At 73.7% G+C, this 19,302-nt stretch carries 18 protein-coding genes; 3 read left to right on the top strand and 15 right to left on the bottom strand.

Annotated elements, in window-relative coordinates:
• Nucleotides 1-9: 9 nt before the first annotated feature.
• Complete coding sequence (locus ON36_RS09790; RefSeq protein ID WP_052313819.1) at nucleotides 10-1,323, bottom strand: type III PLP-dependent enzyme domain-containing protein; 1,314 nt, start codon at nucleotides 1,321-1,323, stop codon at nucleotides 10-12.
• A 106-nt stretch (nucleotides 1,324-1,429) separates the two neighbouring features.
• On the opposite strand from ON36_RS09790, the gene ON36_RS35425 reads away from it, so the two are divergent.
• Nucleotides 1,430-1,603, top strand: coding sequence for a hypothetical protein (locus ON36_RS35425; protein ID WP_169334690.1), 174 nt, complete (start codon nucleotides 1,430-1,432; stop codon nucleotides 1,601-1,603).
• An 83-nt stretch (nucleotides 1,604-1,686) separates the two neighbouring features.
• On the opposite strand, the gene ppc is transcribed toward ON36_RS35425, so the two are convergent.
• The 5 genes from ppc to ON36_RS09765 form a co-directional block, all read right to left on the bottom strand.
• Nucleotides 1,687-4,458 (bottom strand): phosphoenolpyruvate carboxylase, encoded by a 2,772-nt coding sequence (ppc, locus tag ON36_RS09785; protein ID WP_043650631.1) that lies wholly within the window; start codon nucleotides 4,456-4,458, stop codon nucleotides 1,687-1,689.
• A gap of 59 nt (nucleotides 4,459-4,517) precedes the next feature.
• Nucleotides 4,518-4,937 carry a VOC family protein gene (locus ON36_RS09780; protein ID WP_043650629.1) on the bottom strand — a complete coding sequence of 140 codons (420 nt, stop codon included), beginning with the start codon at nucleotides 4,935-4,937 and terminating at the stop codon, nucleotides 4,518-4,520.
• Between the two features lie 103 nt (nucleotides 4,938-5,040).
• The gene (locus tag ON36_RS09775) at nucleotides 5,041-5,598 is read right to left on the bottom strand and encodes a sugar O-acetyltransferase (RefSeq protein WP_043650627.1); all 558 of its coding nucleotides are present in this window, start codon (nucleotides 5,596-5,598) and stop codon (nucleotides 5,041-5,043) included.
• A 193-nt stretch (nucleotides 5,599-5,791) separates the two neighbouring features.
• Complete coding sequence (locus ON36_RS09770; RefSeq protein WP_043650625.1) at nucleotides 5,792-6,943, bottom strand: DUF5925 domain-containing protein; 1,152 nt, start codon at nucleotides 6,941-6,943, stop codon at nucleotides 5,792-5,794.
• A 63-nt stretch (nucleotides 6,944-7,006) separates the two neighbouring features.
• Nucleotides 7,007-8,122, bottom strand: coding sequence for a glycosyltransferase (locus ON36_RS09765; RefSeq protein ID WP_052313818.1), 1,116 nt, complete (start codon nucleotides 8,120-8,122; stop codon nucleotides 7,007-7,009).
• 122 nt (nucleotides 8,123-8,244) lie between these two features.
• On the opposite strand from ON36_RS09765, the gene ON36_RS09760 reads away from it, so the two are divergent.
• Together ON36_RS09760 and ON36_RS09755 are read left to right on the top strand one after the other, a co-directional pair.
• The gene (locus ON36_RS09760; RefSeq protein WP_043650623.1) at nucleotides 8,245-8,880 is read left to right on the top strand and encodes a TetR/AcrR family transcriptional regulator; all 636 of its coding nucleotides are present in this window, start codon (nucleotides 8,245-8,247) and stop codon (nucleotides 8,878-8,880) included.
• Between the two features lie 81 nt (nucleotides 8,881-8,961).
• Nucleotides 8,962-10,350, top strand: coding sequence for a lipase family protein (locus ON36_RS09755; RefSeq protein WP_043650621.1), 1,389 nt, complete (start codon nucleotides 8,962-8,964; stop codon nucleotides 10,348-10,350).
• 83 nt (nucleotides 10,351-10,433) lie between these two features.
• Here ON36_RS09755 and ON36_RS09750 read toward each other — a convergent pair whose 3' ends face one another.
• From ON36_RS09750 to ON36_RS09710, 9 genes are all read right to left on the bottom strand, one after another.
• The gene (locus ON36_RS09750) at nucleotides 10,434-11,036 is read right to left on the bottom strand and encodes a GTP-binding protein (protein WP_373281790.1); all 603 of its coding nucleotides are present in this window, start codon (nucleotides 11,034-11,036) and stop codon (nucleotides 10,434-10,436) included.
• Entirely contained in the window at nucleotides 11,017-11,451 is a 435-nt protein-coding gene (locus ON36_RS09745; protein WP_043650619.1) for a DUF742 domain-containing protein, read from the bottom strand. Before ON36_RS09745 ends, ON36_RS09750 begins: the two co-directional genes overlap by 20 nt.
• The gene (locus tag ON36_RS09740) at nucleotides 11,448-11,876 is read right to left on the bottom strand and encodes a roadblock/LC7 domain-containing protein (RefSeq protein ID WP_043650618.1); all 429 of its coding nucleotides are present in this window, start codon (nucleotides 11,874-11,876) and stop codon (nucleotides 11,448-11,450) included. Before ON36_RS09740 ends, ON36_RS09745 begins: the two co-directional genes overlap by 4 nt.
• Entirely contained in the window at nucleotides 11,873-14,410 is a 2,538-nt protein-coding gene (locus ON36_RS09735) for a sensor histidine kinase (RefSeq protein ID WP_245558024.1), read from the bottom strand. Before ON36_RS09735 ends, ON36_RS09740 begins: the two co-directional genes overlap by 4 nt.
• A 380-nt stretch (nucleotides 14,411-14,790) precedes the next feature.
• Nucleotides 14,791-15,819: a hypothetical protein gene (locus ON36_RS09730; protein ID WP_043650617.1), complete on the bottom strand. Its 1,029-nt coding sequence runs from the start codon at nucleotides 15,817-15,819 to the stop codon at nucleotides 14,791-14,793.
• A gap of 58 nt (nucleotides 15,820-15,877) precedes the next feature.
• On the bottom strand, nucleotides 15,878-16,345 hold the full coding sequence (locus ON36_RS35420; protein WP_043650615.1) for a hypothetical protein: 468 nt from the start codon (nucleotides 16,343-16,345) through the stop codon (nucleotides 15,878-15,880).
• Between the two features lie 91 nt (nucleotides 16,346-16,436).
• Nucleotides 16,437-17,201 carry an alpha/beta hydrolase gene (locus tag ON36_RS09720; protein ID WP_043650613.1) on the bottom strand — a complete coding sequence of 255 codons (765 nt, stop codon included), beginning with the start codon at nucleotides 17,199-17,201 and terminating at the stop codon, nucleotides 16,437-16,439.
• Complete coding sequence (locus ON36_RS36070) at nucleotides 17,198-18,991, bottom strand: TerD family protein (protein WP_052313822.1); 1,794 nt, start codon at nucleotides 18,989-18,991, stop codon at nucleotides 17,198-17,200. The genes ON36_RS09720 and ON36_RS36070 overlap by 4 nt, the downstream gene beginning before the upstream one ends.
• A 77-nt stretch (nucleotides 18,992-19,068) precedes the next feature.
• Nucleotides 19,069-19,302 (bottom strand): helix-turn-helix domain-containing protein (locus tag ON36_RS09710; RefSeq protein WP_043650609.1); only part of this gene is annotated, 234 nt, incomplete at its 5' end.

Here is a 19,302-nt window from a genome sequence, read left to right as displayed (position 1 = left end):
CGGAATCGGTCAGAAGAACGTCTGCACCAGGTCGACCACGCGGGGGCCGACGGCGTCGGCGGAATCGATGACCGGGAGGAGCCGCCACTTGTCGAAGGCGGTGCACGGATGCGAGATCCCCAGCCGCACCACGCTGCCCACCGGCAGGTCGGCGGCGGCGGCGCCGGGCAGGCGCAGGAAGGCGTGCTGGTCGTTGAGCGCGGTCACCGCGGCCTCGGCGGGCAGGACCCCGGCCCGGCCGTCCGCCCGCTGCGGCACCGGCAGGCCCAGGTCGAAGGGCAGATCGCGGCGGCCGGCGTCCAGCAGCGCCAGGCCGGGTTCGGGCCGGGACAGCACCCGGGCCCAGGCGTGCAGCGCGGGCCGCAGGCCCGGCTCCCGCGCCGGGGCGACCAGCGGCGAGATCGCCGCGTAGAACCCGTCGTCGTGAGCCAGGTAGGCGCCGCTGCGCAGCACCACCGCGGTCCCGGGTCCGGCGAGCCCGCCGAGCACCTCGGCGACGAGGTCGGGGTAGGCGCTGCCGCCCGCCGAGACGAGCGCGGGCCCGGGATACGCGTCGGCGAGTTCCCCGTGCAGCCGGGCCACGCGGTCGAGGAAGCCGCGCACGACGGCCAGGCTCTCCGGCGCGCGATCGTGCGCCAGGGCGCCCTCGTATCCCCCGACGCCGGCCAGGCACAGCCGCGGCGACCGGCCGATCGCCGCCGCCACCGCGTGCGCCTCGGCCGGGGTGCGCGCGCCCGTGCGCCCCCGCGCCCCGCCCAGCTCGACCAGCACCCGCAACGGCGGGCCGTCGGGGCACCCGGCCAGCACGCGGTCCATCGCGGCGACGGTCGCGACACTGTCGGCCCAGCACCAGAACTCGAAGGCGGGGTCGCGGGCGAGCTCACCGGCGATCCAGGCCAGGCCGACGGGGTCGAGCGGCGCGTTGGCCAGCAGGATCCGCCGCACCCCGAACGCGCGGCCGACCTGCACCTGCCACGGCGTGGCCAGCGTGATCCCCCAGGCGCCCGCGTCGAGCTGGTCGCGCCACAGCCGCGGCGCCATCGTGGTCTTGCCGTGCGGCGCGAGCAGCAGGCCGGCGGTGGCGGCCCAGTCCGCCATGAGCGCGGTGTTGGCCGCCAGCGCGCCCGCGTCTAGGGTGAGCACCGGCGTCTGCCAGTGCGCGAGTTCCGGTGCGGTGTCCAGGTATTCGCCTACCGTCCGTCCCCAGGCCGAGGGCGGCACCGCCTTGTGGTGCGGCCCGAGCACCGTGTCCGCGAGGGCCGCGACGGCGTCGCGATCGATGTCCACGGCGCTCCTCCGTCCGTCAGCATTAGAAATCGTCATGTTTCAAACTCTGGCGAAAGTCCTGGCCACCACCCGGCGAACGTGTTGTGATGGGAGAGGTCCCGACCCGGGGCCACCCACCCGAACAACCGAGGATGATGATCGTATGTCTTCCAGAATCGCCCGTCCGTTCGCCGTCACCGCCCTCGCGCTGACCCTCGGCGCCCTCGGCGCAGGCACCGCCTCCGCCGCCACGGTGGAGGCCACGCCGATCGTCGGTTCGGTCGCCATCTGCACCAGCATCCCGGTCGGCCCGATCAGCATCAACGTCTGCCTCTGACCCGGCCCTGACCCCACCGGCCCGCCGCGCCGGGCGGGAGCGTGACGCTCCCGCCCGGGGCGGCGGGTCCGGCGCGGGGGTGCCTAGCCCGAGTTGCGCAGCGCCGTGGCCAGGCCGTTCATGGTGAGCAGGATGCCCCGCTTCACCAGCTCGGAGTCGTCGCCGCCGCGGAGCCTGCGCAGCAGGTCGACCTGGAGCTGGTTGAGCGGCTCCAGGTACGGGAAGCGGTTGTGGATGGACTCCGCCAGCGACGGATTGTCGCTGAGCAGCTCGGGATGACCGGTGATCTGCTCGTAGACCGCCACCGTGCGGTCGTACTCGGCGCGGATCATGCCGAAGATCTTCTCCCGCAGCTCCGGGTCGTCGACCAGGCCCGCGTAGCGGGCGGCGATGTCGAGATCGCTCTTGGCCATGACCTGGGCCATGTTCGACAGCACGGTCCGGAAGAACGGCCAGCGCCGGTAGAGATCGGTCAGCCGGGCCAGCCGCTCGGGATCGCCGCCGATCCAGTCGCCGAGGGCGGTGCCGGTGCCGTACCAGCCCGGCAGCATCACCCTGGCCTGGCTCCAGGCCATCACCCACGGGATGGCGCGCAGGTCGGCGACGGAGTTGGTCGGCTTGCGCGAGGCGGGCCGGGAGCCGATGTTGAGGTCGCCGACCTCGGCCACCGGGGTCGACTCGCGGAAGTACTGCACGAAACCGGGGGTCTCGTGCACCAGCGCCCGGTACGCGGCACGGGCCCGGGCGGCCAGCTCGTCGAGGAGTTCGTAGGCCGGCTCGGCGTCCTCGCCGAGGCCCTCGACGTCCAGCAGCGTCGACTCCAGCGTGCCCGCGATCAGCGATTCCAGGTTGCGGTGGGCCGCGCGCTGTTCGGCGTACTTGGCGGCGATCACCTCGCCCTGCTCGGTGAGCCGCAGCGAGCCGCGCACCGCGCCCGCGGGCTGGGCCAGGATGGCGTCGTAGCTGCGGCCGCCGCCGCGACCGACGGTGCCGCCGCGACCGTGGAACAGCCGCAACCGGATCCCGGACTTGCGGGCCACCTCGACCAGATCGAGCTCGGCGCGGTACAGCGCCCAGTTCGCGGCCAGGTACCCGCCGTCCTTGTTGGAGTCGGAGTAGCCGAGCATGACCTCCTGGCGCATCCCGGCCGCGGCGACCAGATCCCGGTACACCGGCACGTCCAGCGCGGCGGCCAGGGTCGCCGCGCCCGCGCCGAGGTCCTCGATGGTCTCGAACAGCGGCACGATGCCGACCGGGCTGACCGCGCCGGAGTCGGCGTCGCCCGGGTCGAGGATGCCCGCCTCCTTCAGCAGCAGCGCGGCCTCGAGCATGTCGCTGACCGAGGTGCACATGCTGATGATGTAGTTCGGGACCGCGGCGGCGCCGAAGGTGTCGATGACGTGCTTGCCCGCGCGCAGCACGCCCAGCTCCTTCTCGGCGAGCTCGCTCAGGTGCGCGTTCGGTCCCAGCAGCGGCCTGCGGGTGCGCAGCTCCCCGGCCAGCAGCGCGACCCGCTCGTCCTCGGCCAGGCTCGCGTAGTCGGCGTGCACCCCCGCCCAGGCGAGCAGCTCGGCGACCACCTGCTCGTGGACCTCGGAGTTCTGGCGCATGTCCAGGCCCTGCAGGTGGAAGCCGAAGGTCTCCACCGCGTGGCGCAGGGCGGCGAGGCGATCGTCGGCGAGCAGGGCGTCCCCGCCCGCGCGCAGGGAGGCGTCGATCGCGTCCAGGTCGTCCAGGACGGCCTGCGGATCGGGGTAGGGCGCGGCGTCGCCGGGCAGGCCGTGCTCGGGCAGGTCGCCGAGCGCGCGGACGGCGGTGGCGCTGAGCCGGGCCCGGATGCCGTGGGCGGCACGGCGATACGGTTCGTCGGCGAACACCGCCGGATCGGGATAGCCCGCCTCGGCCAGGCGTGCCACGGCGTCGGTGACCGGCACCAGCCGGGCCGACAGCGACAGCGTCTTCTCCAGGTCGACGAGATCGCGCAGGTAGCGATCGAAGGCGTACCCGGCCGCCTGGGTCGCCGCGGTCCGCACGACATCGGCGGTGACGTAGGGGTTCCCGTCCCGGTCGCCGCCGATCCACGAGCCCGGCCGCAGGATCGGGCGCGCCAGCAGCTCGGCCTCCGGCCACCGGGAACGCAGGGCCGCACGGACTTCGGCGTTGATGGCCGGGATGACGTCGTAGAGGGTGAGGTCGTAGTAGCGCAGGCCGACCGCGATCTCGTCCTGGATCCGCAGGCGCGCCAACCGGATCAGCGCCGTGCGCCACAGCTGCAGGATCTCGCGGCGGATCGCCCGCTCCGACTCGGCGTACTCCGGCTCGTCGCGGCTGTAGTGCTGGCGCACGCGCATGAGGTCGGTGATCTGGGCCTGCACGTCGAAGACCGTGCGCCGCCGGGTCTCGGTGGGGTGGGCGGTGATGACCGGGGAGACCAGGGCGTCGGTGAGCAGCTCGGCCACCACGCCGCCGTCGAGGCCCGCGGCGTCGAGCTTGGCGTAGGTCGCGGCGAGCGAGGAGTCCTGCGGCGGCTCCCCCGCCCCGACGTGCACCGCGCGGCGCCGATCGCGCTGCAGGTCCTCGGCCAGGTTGGCCAGCAGCACGAAGTAGCTGAACGCCCGGATCAGCGGCAGGGCGGTCTCGACCGGGACGCCGTCGAGCATGTCGGCCACCGCGCTGCGGTCGACCTCCTCGCGGCGCACCCGGAACGCCTCGACGCGGACCCGTTCGATCAGGTCGAACAGCTCCTCGCCCTCGTGGTCGCGGATGGTGTCGCCCAGGATGCCGCCGAGGAACCGGATGTCCTCCCGCAGCGGACGCGTGGCTTCCTGTTCGGGCTCGGTGCGCGTGGGGCTCATGACAAGACAGTATTGCCGTCACGGCACCCGCGCGACCCGGCGACGCGCGCGGCGCGGGCTCAGCCCAGCGGCTGGCTGAACCGCAGGTGGTTGCCCCAGGGGTCGCGGACGCTGCAGTCGCGCACGCCGTAGGGCTGGTCGGTCGGCGGCTGCGCGCCGGTGGCGCCGGCGGCCTCGAGCCGGGCGTAGGTGTCGTCGGCGTTCTCGGTGGCGAAGATGAGCGTGGACATCGCGCCCGCGGCGATGCGGTCGCGGGCGGCCTGCCGGGCGGCCGGGTCGGGGTTCATCTCCGGCGCCTCGAGCAGCAGCTCCAGCGTGGGCTGCTCGGCCGGGCCGACGGTGAGCCAGCGGCCGCCCGCGAAGGGCAGGTCGGCCCTGACCTCGAGGCCGACGACGTCGCGATAGAAGCTCAGCGCCTGTTCCTGGTCGCCGACCAGGACGGCCACGTGGGTGAGGACGAGGTCTTTGCCGGTGCTCATGGGGTCTCCTCGGTGCAGGGGTGTGTCATGGGGTCCGACGGCGTGGCCGCGCGGAATTCATCGGTGCGCGACGAACTGTAGAGGCGGGCACCGACAACCACGCTCACAGCGCGCGGATCACCCGCGCCGGATTGCCCGCCGCGAACACCCGATCCGGGAGATCGCGGGTGACCACGCTGCCCGCGCCGACCACGGTGTCGTCGCCGACCGTCACCCCCGGGCACACGATGACCCCGCCGCCGAACCACACGTTGTCGCCGATCCGGATGGGCGCGGCGCTCTCCCACCGCTGCCTGCGCGCCTCGTGATCGGTCATCGGATGCAGCGCGGTGAGCAGCTGCGCGCGCGGGCCGATCGAGCAGTCGTCGCCGATGACGATGGGCGCGCAGTCGAGCAGGATCGCGTCGTAGTTGAGGAAGCTGTTGGACCCGATCTCGATGAGATGCCCGTAGTCGCACTGGAACCGGGGCATGATCCAGGACCCCTCCCCCAGCTTGCCGAGCAGCTCCCGCAGCAGCGCGGTGCGCTCCTCGGTCTCCTCGGGTCCGGTCCGGTTGAACGCGTCGCACAACCCCTGCGCCCGCCGCCGCTCGGCGACCAGCTCCGGATCGTCGTCCCGATACAGCTCCCCCGCCAGCATGCGCCGCTTCTGCTCGCCCATACCGACGAACCTACCGGGGGTCGATTATTCGATGTCGCGGTCCAGATCCGACCAGGTGATCTCCACAGCGACCGGATCCATGGCCGACACGGCGAAGACGGCGTCCTGACGATCGCTTCGCTCACCCGGCCGGCCTGACCCGGCGGGAGCCCACCGAGCCCCGGGCCGGTCCCGATCGCCGTGATCGCACCCCCTACAGGTACATCCCGGTCTCGAGCGGCTCGCTGGTGACGGCCTGGATGCGGCGGTCGCCGTCGCGCAGGGCGACCAGTTCGGCCAGCGAGAGGCCGCCCGGGCCGACCGGCGGGTGGTCGCCGGGTTCGCGGGCCAGCCAGGCGGCGGCCTCGGCGGCGGGCAGCTTGCCGACCTCGAGCTGGGCCAGGCAGCGGCCCGGCCGGATGACCGCGGGGTGCAGCCGGGCCAGGTCCTCGTTGGTGGTGATCGCGATGAGGACGTTGCGGCCCTGGCCGAGCATGCCGTCGGTGAGGTTGAGCAGGCGCGAGAGATGCTGCCCGGCGGACTCCTTGGCCTCGCCGCGGATGAGTTCGTCGCAGTCCTCGAGCACGAGCAACCGCCAGCGCGAGTTCTCGTCGTCGTCGCCCTCGGCGCCGGTGGCTACCTCCATGAGGTAGCCGGGATTGCCGAACAGCACCTCGGGGTCGAGCACGCAGTCGACCTGGCACCAGGGCGCCCAGGCGCGCGCGAGGGCGCGCAGGGCGGTGGTCTTGCCGGTGCCGGGCGGGCCGTGCAGCAGGACGAGGCGACCGCGCACGTCGGCGGGCTGCAGGCCCATGAGGTGGTTCATGCCCTCGGAGACCGCGCTCGCGTAGTTGCCGCGGATCTCGTCCCAGGTGGGCGCGGTGATGGCGCGGCGGCGGCGCAGCGGACCGCGCGCGGCCAGGTGCCAGAACCCCATCTCCACGGCGGTGTCGGCGGGCGGGTCCTGCACGGCGCCGTCGGTGGCGGCCTTCAGCACCGCCTCGGCGAGCGCGTCGGTGACGGCGGTGACCTCCACCGTCGCCGAGCCTCCGGACCACCGGTTGGCGCGCAGCGACCAGCCCTCGCCGACGGCGAGCAGCGAGCCGCTGTCGTCGTCGGACACCGAACGGATCACGCGCGCGTCGGCGGGGCGCAGCGGGGCGTCGGCGCGCACCCGGTCCAGGTGCGCCTGGCGGGCGAAGGGCTGTTCACCGCGGACGAACGGCGCCAGCGCCAGGGCGTCGATGGTGTCGCGGGTGGACCAGGTGGAGTCGATGGCCGCGTGCCACGGGAATCGTTCTCCGGGATCGGCCGCCTCCCCCGTCGTGTTCACGAGCCGTAATTGCTGTTCGTTGGCCTTCGTCATCGCCGACCATGATCCGGCCGGGTGGGTCCGGTTGTCCAGCCGATTTCGCCGACGTGGGCATGCTCACCCGGGCGCGGGCCGGTCCGCGACGCCGGGGAAGAGCCGGTCGGCCACGGCCGACGGATCCGGCATCGCGGCGATCTCGGCGGCGACCGCCCGCGCGCCGAGGACGAGCTGCGGGTCGTGCAGGAGCCGGTGCAGGCGGGCGGCGGTGATCCGGCGGGCGGGCACCGCGAGCCCGGCGCCGCGCCGGGCGACCAGGCGCGCGTTCCAGGCGCGGTCCCCCGGCGCCGGGGTGACCAGTTGCGGCACACCGGCACACAGGGCCGCGTAGACCGAGCCCGCGCCGCCGTGACCGACGAGCGCGGTGGCGGTGCGCAACGCCTCGGTCAGCGGCAGCCAGCCCGTCGTCGACACGTTGGGGGGCAGCCGTCGTGCCCGCTGGACGGCGCGATTCGGGCGCACGACGACGATGTCGGCGTCGAGGCCGGGCGCGGCGCGCAGGACGGCGCGCAGCATCGCGTCGGGTCCGTCGCCGAGCATGGTCGACCGGGTGACCAGCAGCCGGGGCCGCCGCGGCGGCGCACGCAGCGGTTCCGGTACCTCGTCCCCCGGTAGCGCGTACGGGGTGAACCGCATCGGCAGCCCGGGGACGCCGACCATCGACGGCGGCGCGACCGAGATCGTCTCCGGCTCCGGGAGATCCGGGTGCCCGAGCACGGCGAGCAGTTCCCGGCGGATCTCGCGCGCGTCGTCGAAGGCGATGTTGTGCAGCACCGTCGGCACGCCGAGCCGCTCGGCGACGATCGCGGCCGCCGCGGCGAAGGGCTCGTGCACGATCACGTCCGGCGCGAACGCGGACGCGGCGCGGGTGAGCGGGGCGAGCAGGGGCCGGTTGGTGACGGCGAAGACGTGCGCGCCGCCGCGCGCGTCGGCCATCCCGCGCGCGGAGCGCACCGCGAGCACCGGGTGCGCGGCGAGCCCGCGCAGGGCGGCGCGCACGTGGTCGATCGGGGGCCCCACCTCCAGCACGGGCAGGTCACGGCCGAGCACCGCGCACGGGCCCGCGCCGGTCGCCACCGCGACCGTGTGCCCCCGCGCGCGCAGCAGTCCCGCCAGCGGCAGCATCGGGAACAGGTGCCCGAGCAGCGGCATGCCGACGAACAGGACCCTGCTCACGGCGCCGCGCCGCCGCGCTCTGCCCGGATGCTCACACCGGATCGATCTCCGAACCTGCGGACTCCGTTAACCGTCCGGGCGCGGGCCGCCCCGGCACCGGGGTGTTCAGTAGGCTGACGGGAGTGAGTACGGCCCGCACCCGACACAGCTACCGCGGTACCTCCGTCGCCGAACGGCAGGTCGAGCGGCGTGCCCTGTTCATCGAGGCGGGCCTGACGGTCTTCGCGGACAAGACCTATGCCGCCAGTTCGCTCACCGACGTCTGCGCGGCGGCGGGCCTGTCGCGCCGCCAGTTCTACGAGCAGTTCAGCGGCCGGGAGGAGCTGCTGGTCGCGGTCTACGACGCGGTGCAGGGCCGGGCGCGCGACGCGGTGCTCGCCGCCATCGCGGCCGCGGGCTCCACCGATCTGCGGACCTTCGTCGCGGCCGCGGTGCGGGCCTACGCGCACGCCGTGGCCGACGACATCCGCTGCGCCAAGGTCGCGTTCGTGGAGATCGTCGGGGTGAGCCCGGCGGTCGAGGAACACCGGGTGCGGGTGCGCGAGCAGTGGGGCGAGATCGTCGCGGCGGCCGCGGCGAGCGTGCCGGAGGTGCGGACGCCGCCCGGCGGCTGGCGGATGGCCATGGCCGCGTTCATCGGCGCGGTCAACGGCGCCGTCCACCTGTGGAGCCTGGAGGACCCGCGCCCGCCCGCCGACGTGCTGGTGGAGATCATCTCCGCGCTGCTCATCGCGCTCACCCTGCCCACCGACGGTTGACGATTGCGATCCACGCCACACCCGTGCCATAGTACCCGTCATTGAGACGCAGACGTCTCAATGAACCCGAGGACTGTGAACATGAGAACTTCCCCCGTTCTACGTTGGGCGGCCCTGCTGGCCGGGGCGCTCGCCGTGGCGTCGGCGACGCTGGCCGCGCCGGTGACGGCCGAGCCGGCGGCGGTCGCGCCCGCGCCGGTCGTCCCGCTGCCGCCGGAGCTGGACGCCGCGTTCTATCGCCCGGCCGCCGACGTGGTCGCCGCGGCCGCGCCCGGCGAGATCCTCGCCGTGCGCGAGGTGCGGATCGCCGACTTCGGCCTGCTGCCCGTCGACGTGGACGCCTGGCAGGTGTCCTATCGCTCGAACAACAGCCGCGACGAGGCCATCCCGGCGGTCGCCACGCTGATCAAGCCGCGCGGGCAGTCCCCCGAGCCGCGCAAGCTGCTGTCGGTGCAGCTGGCCGAGGACTCGACGGCGGGCTACTGCGCGCCCTCCTACGCGCTGCAGCACCTGTCGGTGGCCTCGCTCGCGGGACAGATCGTCGTGCCCGCCGAGTTCCTGTTCGCCCAGGCCGCGCTGGCGCAGGGCTGGGCGGTCGTCGTCCCCGATCACCAGGGCCCGGACTCGGCGTACGCGGCCGGCCCGCTGGCCGGGCGGATCACCCTCGACGGCATCCGCGCCGCCACCCACTTCGCGCCGCTCGGCGTCGGCGAGGCGGGCCGGGTGGGGCTCTACGGCTATTCCGGCGGTTCCATCGCCACCGGCCACGCCGCCGAGCTGAAGGCCACCTACGCGCCCGAGCTGAACATCGTCGGCGCGGCGGAGGGCGGCGTCGGCGCGGATCTCGGCGCCGCGCTGCGCATGGCGAACAACCAGCTGACCTCCGGCCTGGTCTTCGCCGCCGTGCTCGGCCTCACCCGCGAATACCCGGATTTCGCCGCCTATCTGGAGCAGCGGCTCGACCCGGTGGGCAAGACGCTGCGCGCCGTGAAGACGCCGCTGTGCGTCCAGTACCAGTCCGCGCTGCTGCCGTTCCTGAACCTCACGGGCATGATCGGCTCCGACGGCGACCCGCTCGACGACGCACCCGTGGCCGCCATGCTGGCCGACACCCGCATGGGCAAGTCCGTCCCGGACATGCCGATGTTCGTCTGGCACTCGGCCTGGGACGAGATCCTGCCGCTGCACTCCACGAACGCGCTGGTCGACACCTACTGCCGGGACCCGAACGCCTCGGTCACCTACACCCGTGACCACGCCAGCGAGCACATCGTCGCCGAGGTCGTCGGCGGCCCCGCCGCGCTGCTGTGGCTGCGCGACCGGCTCGACGGCAAGCCCGCCGCTCCCGGATGTTCGACCTCCGATGCGGGCACCATGCTCGGCACTCCGGGTGAACTGGGCTTCCTCGGCGACACCCTCGCCGCCAAGTTCGCCACTCTCTTCGGCACCCCGCTGGGCGCGGGCCGCTGATCGGATCGGCCGGGTGCCGCGCGAGACCTCGTCGGTCGCGCGGCACCCGGTCGATCGGGCGGCGGCCCCGACGGCGTGGCCGTTCAGCTCACCTCGCGACGGGCGGGGCTGCGGGTGAACAGCACCTGCTCGAGCAGCGCGACCAGGACGTCGCGCACCGATTCGCGCGCGCGGGCGTCGCAGGCCAGCAGGGGAATCCAGTCGTCGAGGCCGAGCGCCTCGCGGACCTCGCCGAGGTCGAACAGCGGCGCGCCGGCGAAGCGGTTGACGACCACCACGAACGGGGTGCCGTGGTCCTCGAAGTAGTCCAGGACGGGGAAGCAGTCCTCGATGCGGTCGGTGTCGACCAGCAGGACCGCGCCGAGGGCGCCGTCGACGAGGTCGTCCCACAGGAACACGAAGCGGTCCTGCCCCGGCGTGCCGAACAGGTAGAGGATGAGCGCGTCGTCGAGGGTGATGCGGCCGAAGTCGAGGGCGACCGTGGTCGCGGTCTTGTCCGCGCGATGACCCGGATCGTCGACGCCGACCGACATCTCGGTCATGTCGGCCTCGGTGACCAGGGGCTCGATCTCGGAGATCGAGCCGATGAACGTGGTCTTGCCGACCCCGAAGCCGCCGCTGACGACGATCTTCACCGACGAGGGGACGGCGGGGACGGCACGGAAGTCAGAGTGCCCGAACAAGATCCCTGATCCTTTCGATGGCGGCGGTGGTCAGTTCCGGTGCGTCACGGACGGTGACGTGGCCCGCGGCGGCCAGATCGCTGACGACGACCTTGGCGACGCCGACGGGAACCCGTAGCGCCGTGGCGATCTCGGCGATCGAGTGCGGGCGGGCGCACAGCTCGACGACGGCGCGTTCCTCGAAGCGCAGCGGCGCCGCGCGCGCGGCGGGCGGGGCGAGGACGAGGGTCTCGATCCGCAGGCCGTCCAGCAGCGGGGTGGTGCGCCCCGCCGTGACGATGAACGGGCGCACCACCCGGTCCACCGGGTCGTCGGACGGGGTGGAGGCGATGTCCGGGCCGGGCCGATGCCAGGTCTGGGCGCGGTTCAGCGCGATCATGCGCGGATCGGGCAGCCGCAACCGGTCGGGATCTCTCATCTGCGCAACGTTTCCCGCAGCTCGGAGACCAGCGCCGGATCCAGCAGCGCGCCCGCTCGTTCGGCGAGCACCGCCATCTCGTACCCGACGAGCCCGACGTCGCACGTGCCGTCGGCGATCACCCCGAGGCAGCTGCCGTCGCCGAGCGCGGAGATCAGCAGGAAGCCGCGGTGCATCTCGATCATGATCAGCTTCAGCCCGTCGAAGTCGTAACTGCGGGACGCGCTGCGGGACAGGCCGGTCAGGCCGGACACGATCGCGGCGAGGCGGTCGGCGCCCGCCCGGTCGAGCCCGTCGGACATGGCGATGAGCAGGCCGTCGGAGGAGACGGCGACCGTGTCACGGACGCCGTCGGTGTTGCGGACGAAGTTGCCGAGCAGCCAGTTGAACGTGTGCGGGTCGGCGGTCTGGAGCGGAGCGGTCACCGGGTCTCCTGGGAGTCGTCACGGGGTGTTGGGTGGTCGCCGGGCCCGCCGCGCTGATGGCCCGACCGGAAACTGGACAGCATGCCGCGGGTCGCCTCCGGCGTGCGCTCGGGCACGGGGGGACGGTCGGCCCTGGGGCGCGGGGCCGGTTCCGGCGCGGCGGGACGGGCCCGCTTGGTGCGCTTGACCAGGCCGTTTCGGGTGCGCTCCGGCGCGGATCGACCGGCGGCCGAGGGCGGCGCGCCGTGACCGGTAGCCGTCTGGTCGGTGAGCCGGGCGGCGGGGAGCACCCGGTCGCGCCCGGGGTGTCCACCCTCATCGATGGACACCCCGGGCGATCCGGCGGCCGGGAGCGGCGCGAGGAACTGCGCGTAGGCCGACCCGGGGAGCGGCTCGGCCCGGCGCGCCCGGTCCGGGGGCAGCGTAGCGCTCCCGGCGTGATCGCCCACCGGTTCCCCGCCCCCGCTCCGCCGGTGGTGCCCCGTCCCGTTCGTCCGCGCCGCGGCGACCGGAGCGCCTGTCGCGGTGGCGTTCCCGGCTGCCTCGGCGGCGGGATCGTGCGCCGGGTCCCCGCCCTCGGGCGCCGCGGCGTGCCTGCCGCCCGCCGCGGTCGCGGCCCCCGGCTCCCGCCGGCCCGGTTCGGCCAGGACGGATTTCGGCAGCAGCACCCGGGCGACGATGCCGCGCACGGGCGAGGTGGTCAGCTCCACCCGCACGTCGAGCCGGTCGGCCAGCCTGCCGACGACATAGTGCCCGAGGTAGCGGGTCGGTGCGACGATGAAGTCGGTGTCGCCCCCGAGACGGGCGTTGGCCTCGGCGAGTTGCTCGGCGGGCATGCCGACGCCGTGGTCGACCACGGCGAGCAGGTATCCGCCGGGGACGACGCTGCCGTAGACCTCGACTTCGAGATCCGGCGGGGAGAAAGCCAGCCCGTTCTCGATCAGTTCGGCGAGCAGGTGCGCGAGATCGGTCACCGCGGATCCGGCGATGTGTGCGTCGTCCATGCGGCGCAACAGGACCCGGCGGTAGTCGTCGACCTCCGACAGGGCCGCCCGGATGACCTCCGTCAGCGGGATCGGTTCGGCCCAGCGGCGCGGGCCCGCCTCGCCGACCAGCACCAGCAGGCTCTCGGCGTTGCGGCGCATGCGGGTGGCCAGGTGGTCGAGCTCGAACAGTTTGGCCAGGCCCTCGGGATCGAGTTCCTCGCGCTCGAAGTCGCTGATGAGACCGAGCTGGCGGCGCACGAGGTTCTGGTTGCGGCGGGCGAGGTTGGCCAGCGACTCGGTCGTGTTGCGCCGGACGAGGGCCTGCGCGGAGGCGAGGTCGACGGCGGTGGCCTGCACCCGGTCCAGCGCGTCGGCGACCGCGGCGATCTCGCGGGTGGCCTTGGCGGGCACGGTCACCGGGGCGGGCCGTTCGGGGTGCGCGTCGGCGTCGCGGCCCCAGGCGGCGACGACCTCGGGCAGCCGGGTGCCCGCGACGTCGTCGGCCTCCGCGGCCAGGCCCGCCAGCGGCCGCACGATGGCGCGCAGGCTCGCCACGACGAGCCCGATCTGCACGGCGACCGCGGCCAGGGCGACCAGCAGGCACACGCCGAGCCACAGCGCGGCCTCCCGGCGCAGCTGCGCGGCCCGCTCGCGCACGTCCTCGCCGACGGCGCGCTGCACCTCGCGCTGTCCGTCGATGACCTGCGTCATCCGCGTCCACCAGGCGCCCGCGTCGACCGGCCGCGCCAGCGGCCCGGTGGCCGAGGCGATGGCGACGTTCTCCGACTCGGCGGCCAGGCGGGCGTGCTCGCCGCCGGTGACGGCGTCGAGCGCGGACTGCTGGGCCGGGGTGGCCTCGCCGGCGAACGCGGTCAGCGCCACCGCGCGCCCGGACCGCATCTCCAGGAACTGCACGTACTCCCCCGCCCCGAATTCGCCCGCCGCGAAGACACCGTTGAGGAAGCCGCGTTCGCGCGCGGTGTACTCCTTGGCGTCGCCGAGGGCGTAGAGGGCGGCCAGACCGTGCCGCACGCGCGCATCGCGGGCCTGGTCGAGGCCGAGCTCCGGACGGTTCAGGGCGGTGATGCCGTCGGTGTAGAACTGGAAGGCCGCCTGCCTGCCCGCGTTGCCCGCGTCGATGCTCGCGCGCAGCTGCGGCAGCCCCGCCAGATGGCCGAGCGCCGCGCGGATCTCGGTCGCGCCGGGCACGTCCCGGCCCGCGACCGCGTCGAGGGCGTCCAGCGCGCGATCGGTCTCGGCCCGCTGCTCGGCCACCGGCCGCCGCCAGCGCTCGTCGCCGCCGAGCAGCCCGTTGGACAGGCCGCGTTCGCGCTGCGCCTGGTGCACCAGGTCCTGCACCGCCAGGGCGACGGCGACGGCGTCGGCGGTGTCGCCGCTGCGCCGGTACGCCGCGATCTGCCCCGCGACCGTGACCCCGAGCAGGGCGAGCACCAGGATCAGCGACACGGCCAGGATCCGGCTCAGCTGTCCCCGGATGGTCCGGGGGTGCAGCCGGTTCCGGCGTGCTCGGTCCGTCGCCACCGACACCGTTTCTCCTCGCTCACTGCGGTCAGGTCAGGAGGAAAATGTCACGGGTGCGGGGCCGCGGCAACGGGGAGAGGCGCGAATGCGCGGTTTGTCGATTGATGTCAACACGGCCGAAACCTGCGGCCACCGATGTGGCCGAATCCTCACAACGGCGCCGGACGGGCCGTAACGCGGCCGAACAACGGTGTTTACATGCGCCGCCGGAATTCCGGTGACCGGCCGCACAGCCCGGGAAACGGACCGGCCGAAATACCGTGGAGTAACCCCGGACACATCACGGTACCCCGAAAACGACTCCCGGTGACCGCTTTCCGCGAAGACGCACGCCGCGAGCGACACCGCGGGGTGAATCCGCCCGCGGTGTCGCTCGCTGGACGTCGTCAGGCGCCGGTCTCGCCCAGGATGCCGAGCACGAGATCGGAGGTGTAGAAGGGTTCGAGGCGCTCGCGGATCAGCCCGGCCAGCACCCCGTCGGCCTTGGCCGCCTCGATCACCGCGGGCCCGTAGCGCAGGATCTCCGCCGCGACGTCGTCGGCGGTCAGGCCCAGCTCCGGCAGCATGGCGGTCAGGGTGTGGTCGGCGTAGCGCTGGTAGAACACCTCGGTGCACTCGCGCACGAGCAGCCCGAAGTACTCCTTCTCCCGCGTGGTGACGGCGATCTCGTAGCAGATCTGCACCAGCTCGTTGAGGTCCTTCTGCGTCAGGTACTCCCGCAGGCCCGACACCGGTTCGGCCGAGTGCAGGTCCCAGAATTCCATGGCCGCCGAGTGCACCGGCGCGTCGCGCAGCATCTCGCGGATGGCGTTGTTGGTGCGCTTGAGCGCGAACAGCGCGCCCTTGCCGGCCAGATCGCCGACGAAGGTGGAGTCGGCGACCTTCTTGGCCCGGTTGGCCGCGGACTGCCCCAGCGACATCAGCGAGGAGACGCCGGGGATCTTCTCCGCGCGTTCCCGGTTGGCCTGCATGAAGTCGCCGATCAGCTTGTCGACGAACTTGGCGGCCACCGTCGCCACGAGCGGGCTCTCGGTGAGCCGGTCCAGGATCCGCTCCTGGGCCTGGTGCATGCCGAAGATCTTCTCCAGCAACGCTTCCACGGGCTCCCGGTCGACGACGTCGCCGAGGGTGTAGTCGGTGTTGGCGGCGATGTGGTCGTAGATGGTGTCGGAGAAGACCCCCGCGTTGTCGGCGATGACGGGACTGCCGCCGATCCGGTCGAACACCGTGGCCACGGTCTCGTGCGCCTGGTCGAGGGACACCACGTCCCCGAAGCGGATGGTGTCGCCGACGGCGAGCACGGCGGCCACGTCGCGGGCGATCACCTCGGCGAACCGGTCACCGGTGACCTCGCCGAGCAGGAACTCGACCTGTGCGTCGAGCAGGCGTGCGGCGACCTCGCGCGCGTTCGTCATCGATCTCTTCCACCCAATCACTTCGCAGGCGGGAACGTCGCGCGCGGCGGCCCGGCGCTCAGTCGTCGTGCTTCATCGACTCGCGGATCCGTGCCAGGCGTTCGCGCGCGGCCTGCTCCCGCGCCTCCCATTGTTCGTCGGCGCCGCGACCCGCCGGGGTCTGCCGATCGAGCTCGCCCATGCCCTGCGCGGTGCCGAAGCGCTGCTCGACCTTATCCCGAACGGCGTCGAAAGTCGGCACTCCGGTGGCGGAATATCCGCCGGTCGCGGCGGGTCCCGCCGAGTGCGGTACCGGCGGTACCACGATTTCGGCCTCTACCTCGCCGGATGCGCCGAACACCGGCAGGGACGGGGGCGCGGACGTGCCGAGAGTCACAGGCGCGGGCGTGGGCGCATCACCGGCGCCCAGGGCCGCGACGACGGCCCCGAACCCGGCCCGGCCCAGCACGGCGGCGCGCAGCACGGCGCGCAGCTCGTCGTCGGGCAGGGCCGCCAGGCGGGTCACCAGGTCGGCGGGGTCACTCATGCCGTTCTCCCTTCCCGCGCGGCCCGGCCGAGCCGCTCTCCCACCCAGGCTACGCAGGCCGCCGTGGCGGGGGGCCGCTCCGTCCCCGCGCTCAGGCGGTGGCGCGCGCCGACCAGTCGGCCAGCAGCTCGCCCCACCGCGGGCCGAGGACCGTGGGGACGTCGGTGTGGCCCGCACCGGGGACGACGACCAGACGCTTGGGCCCGGCGGCCGCGGCGTGGTTGCGTTCGGCCTGGCGCAGCGGGATGAGCTCGTCGCGGTCGCCGTGCAGGACCAGCACCGGGACCCGCAGGGACGCCAGGCGCCGCGCGCTCGGGTACGCGTCGGGGATCAGCGGCGCGGGCAGGACCGGATACACCGCGCGAGCCGCGTCGCGCATGCTGCTGAAACTCGACAGCAGCGTCAGGGTCGCCGGCGGGTGCTCCAGGGCGAGCTCGACGAGCACGCCGCCACCGAGGGATTCACCGAGATAGTGGACGCGGCCGGGATCGACGCCGGGCTGGTCGAGCAGGGCGGCACGCGCGGCCCGCGCGTCGAGATAGGTGCCTGCCTCGGTGGTGCGGCCGGTGCTGGCGCCGTAGCCGCGGTAGTCGAAGGCGAGCACGCCGAAGCCCGCCGCGACCAGGCCCGCGATCCAGGGCACCCGGTCGCCGATGGTGCCGCCGTTGCCGTGGGCGTAGAGGATGTACCCGCGCGCGGCCGGGGCCGGGACGAACCACGCGTGCACGGTCTCCCCGTCCGCGGTGCGCGGGCGCAACTCGGTGAAGTCCAGGCCCGCGGCGGCGGGGGTGACGGGGATGACGCGGTCGGGATGGAAGACCATCGACTCGAGCACGCGGGTGGCCGGATGCCTCATTTGCCCTCGCCCCGGCGGAAACCGAAGTCCCAGTTGTACAGTCGCGCGATCTCCATGACGCCCGCGCCCGGCTGTCCGGCGGGCGGCCGCACGAAGGTGCCCTCGCGGCGCACCACCAGCTCGCCGTCGACGTTCTCGATGACCGCCAGCACGGCATCGCGCGAGTTGTCCTGGCAGCCGTCGAGGAACATCTCGATCGGCGGCGAGTTCACCGGGTGCAGGGTGACGGTGGCGTGCACGCCGCGGAAGTCGCCCGCGCCCTCGTAGATGGAGGCGAAGACCAGGATCCGCCGGAACAGGGGCGTGAAATCGAGATTGATCGACAGGTTCTCGCCCGTGGCGCTCGCGCCGGTGCGGTCGTCCTGGTCGAGGTGGATGAACGGCGGCTCGTACAGGGCGCCGAAGCGGCGGTCCAGGGCGCGCACCGACCCGATCGCGCCGTTGACCAGCTCGTAGAAGCAGCACAGGTCCAGGTCGATGTTCTTGCCGCGCAGCTTGCCGAACAGGCGCCCGGTCGCGGCCATCGAGGTCCAGTTGAGATTGACCCGCATGACACCGCCGGTCGCCCCGTGCTTGCGCAGGGACACCGACGGGGACTCCTTGGTGAGCGAGACCTTGCCCGGCGCGGGCGGGTTCGGTCCGGGCGGCTGATTCCAGGACGCCACCTGCGTCACGTCGGCGTCACCGGGCCGCGGATGACCGCCCGGGACGTGGCCCGGCCCACCCGCGACCTGCTGCCCGCCGTTCGGCGCGAAACCCGGTGCGGGCGGCGGGAATCCCCCGGGCGCCGCCGGATATCCGCCCGGTGGATACGCGTTCGGGTCTCCCCCGACCGGAGGCGGCGGATAGCCCGGCGCGCCGCCGAAACCGTCCGCCGGGGCGCCCTGACCGGGAAATCCCGGCGGAACCTGCCCCGGGTGACCACCGGACGGCACGCCCTGACCCGGAAACCCACCCGGGGCGCCCTGACCGGGCTGCTGACCCGGAAATCCGCCCGTCGGGGCGCCCTGGCCAGGTGCCTGGCCCGGGAATCCACCCGTCGATACGCCCTGGCCCGAGCCCGGCCGCGAGAAGTGGTCGCCCGACGGACCCGCACCGGGAAACCCGCCCGGCGGCGCGCCGTGACCGGCGGCCGGGGCGGACACACCCGGCGCCGGGTTCCCCGGGTGAGCGGCCGGAACACCCTGTCCGGCAGCGGGATACGCGGGCGGGGCCGAGGCCGGACCGGGGGCAGGGGCGGCGTGCGGCGCTGCCGATGGCGCGGCGCCCGCGGGCGCGTCGTCGACGCTGATCCCGTAGTCGGTGGCCAGGCCGGCGAGGCCGGAGTCGTACCCCTGGCCGACGGCGCGGAACTTCCAGGCGCCCTGGCGGCGATAGAGCTCGCCGAGGACGAAGGCGGTCTCGGTGGTGGCGCCGGGGCTGTCGAAGCGGGCCAGTTCGGCGCCGGTGCCCGCGTCGAGGACGCGGATGTGCAGGCCGGGGAACGCGCGGAAGGTGCCGCCGTCGGCCGAGGCGGCCAGCACGATGGTCTCGATCTGCGGTTCGACCCGGTCGAGCCGGACCGAGAGGGTGTCGACGATGGTCGGGCCCTGCCGTTTGCCCTCGTGGCGCACCGCGCCCGCGGGATGCACCGGCTGGTTGTAGAAGACGAAGTCGTCGTCGGACCGGACCCGGCCGCCGCTCAGCAGCAGCGCGGAGGCATCCGCGTCCGGTACACCCGCCCCCGCCTGCCAGCCGAGCTCCACCCGGACGGCAGCAGCGGGTACCACCACATTGGCACCCTTGATCATCGACACCCTGCCACGGTATACGGCGCCCGCCGACGGGACCACCGGTCCCACCGGCTTATGCCTCGGGCACAAACCGGTCAGGTGCCCGGGACGGCGGGCTCGGCGGGGGCGAGCACCCGCGGGTGCCACCGGCACACGCCGAGGGCGAACCGGATGCCGAAAGTGTCTGCGCCGAGGTCGATTCCGTAGCGGCCGGTGATCTGCTGGATGCGGTAGTGCACGGTGTTGCGGTGCACGTCGAGCGCGGCTGCCGTGCGGGCGTGGCTGCCGTCCTCGGCGAGGAAGACCTCCAGGGTGTGGCGCAGCAGTTC

This window comes from Nocardia thailandica NBRC 100428, from assembly GCF_000308795.1.
GTDB classification, from domain to species: domain Bacteria; phylum Actinomycetota; class Actinomycetes; order Mycobacteriales; family Mycobacteriaceae; genus Nocardia; species Nocardia thailandica.
Note: the sequence above shows the minus strand (reverse complement) of the source record. Positions and strands in the feature narration are given on the sequence as shown.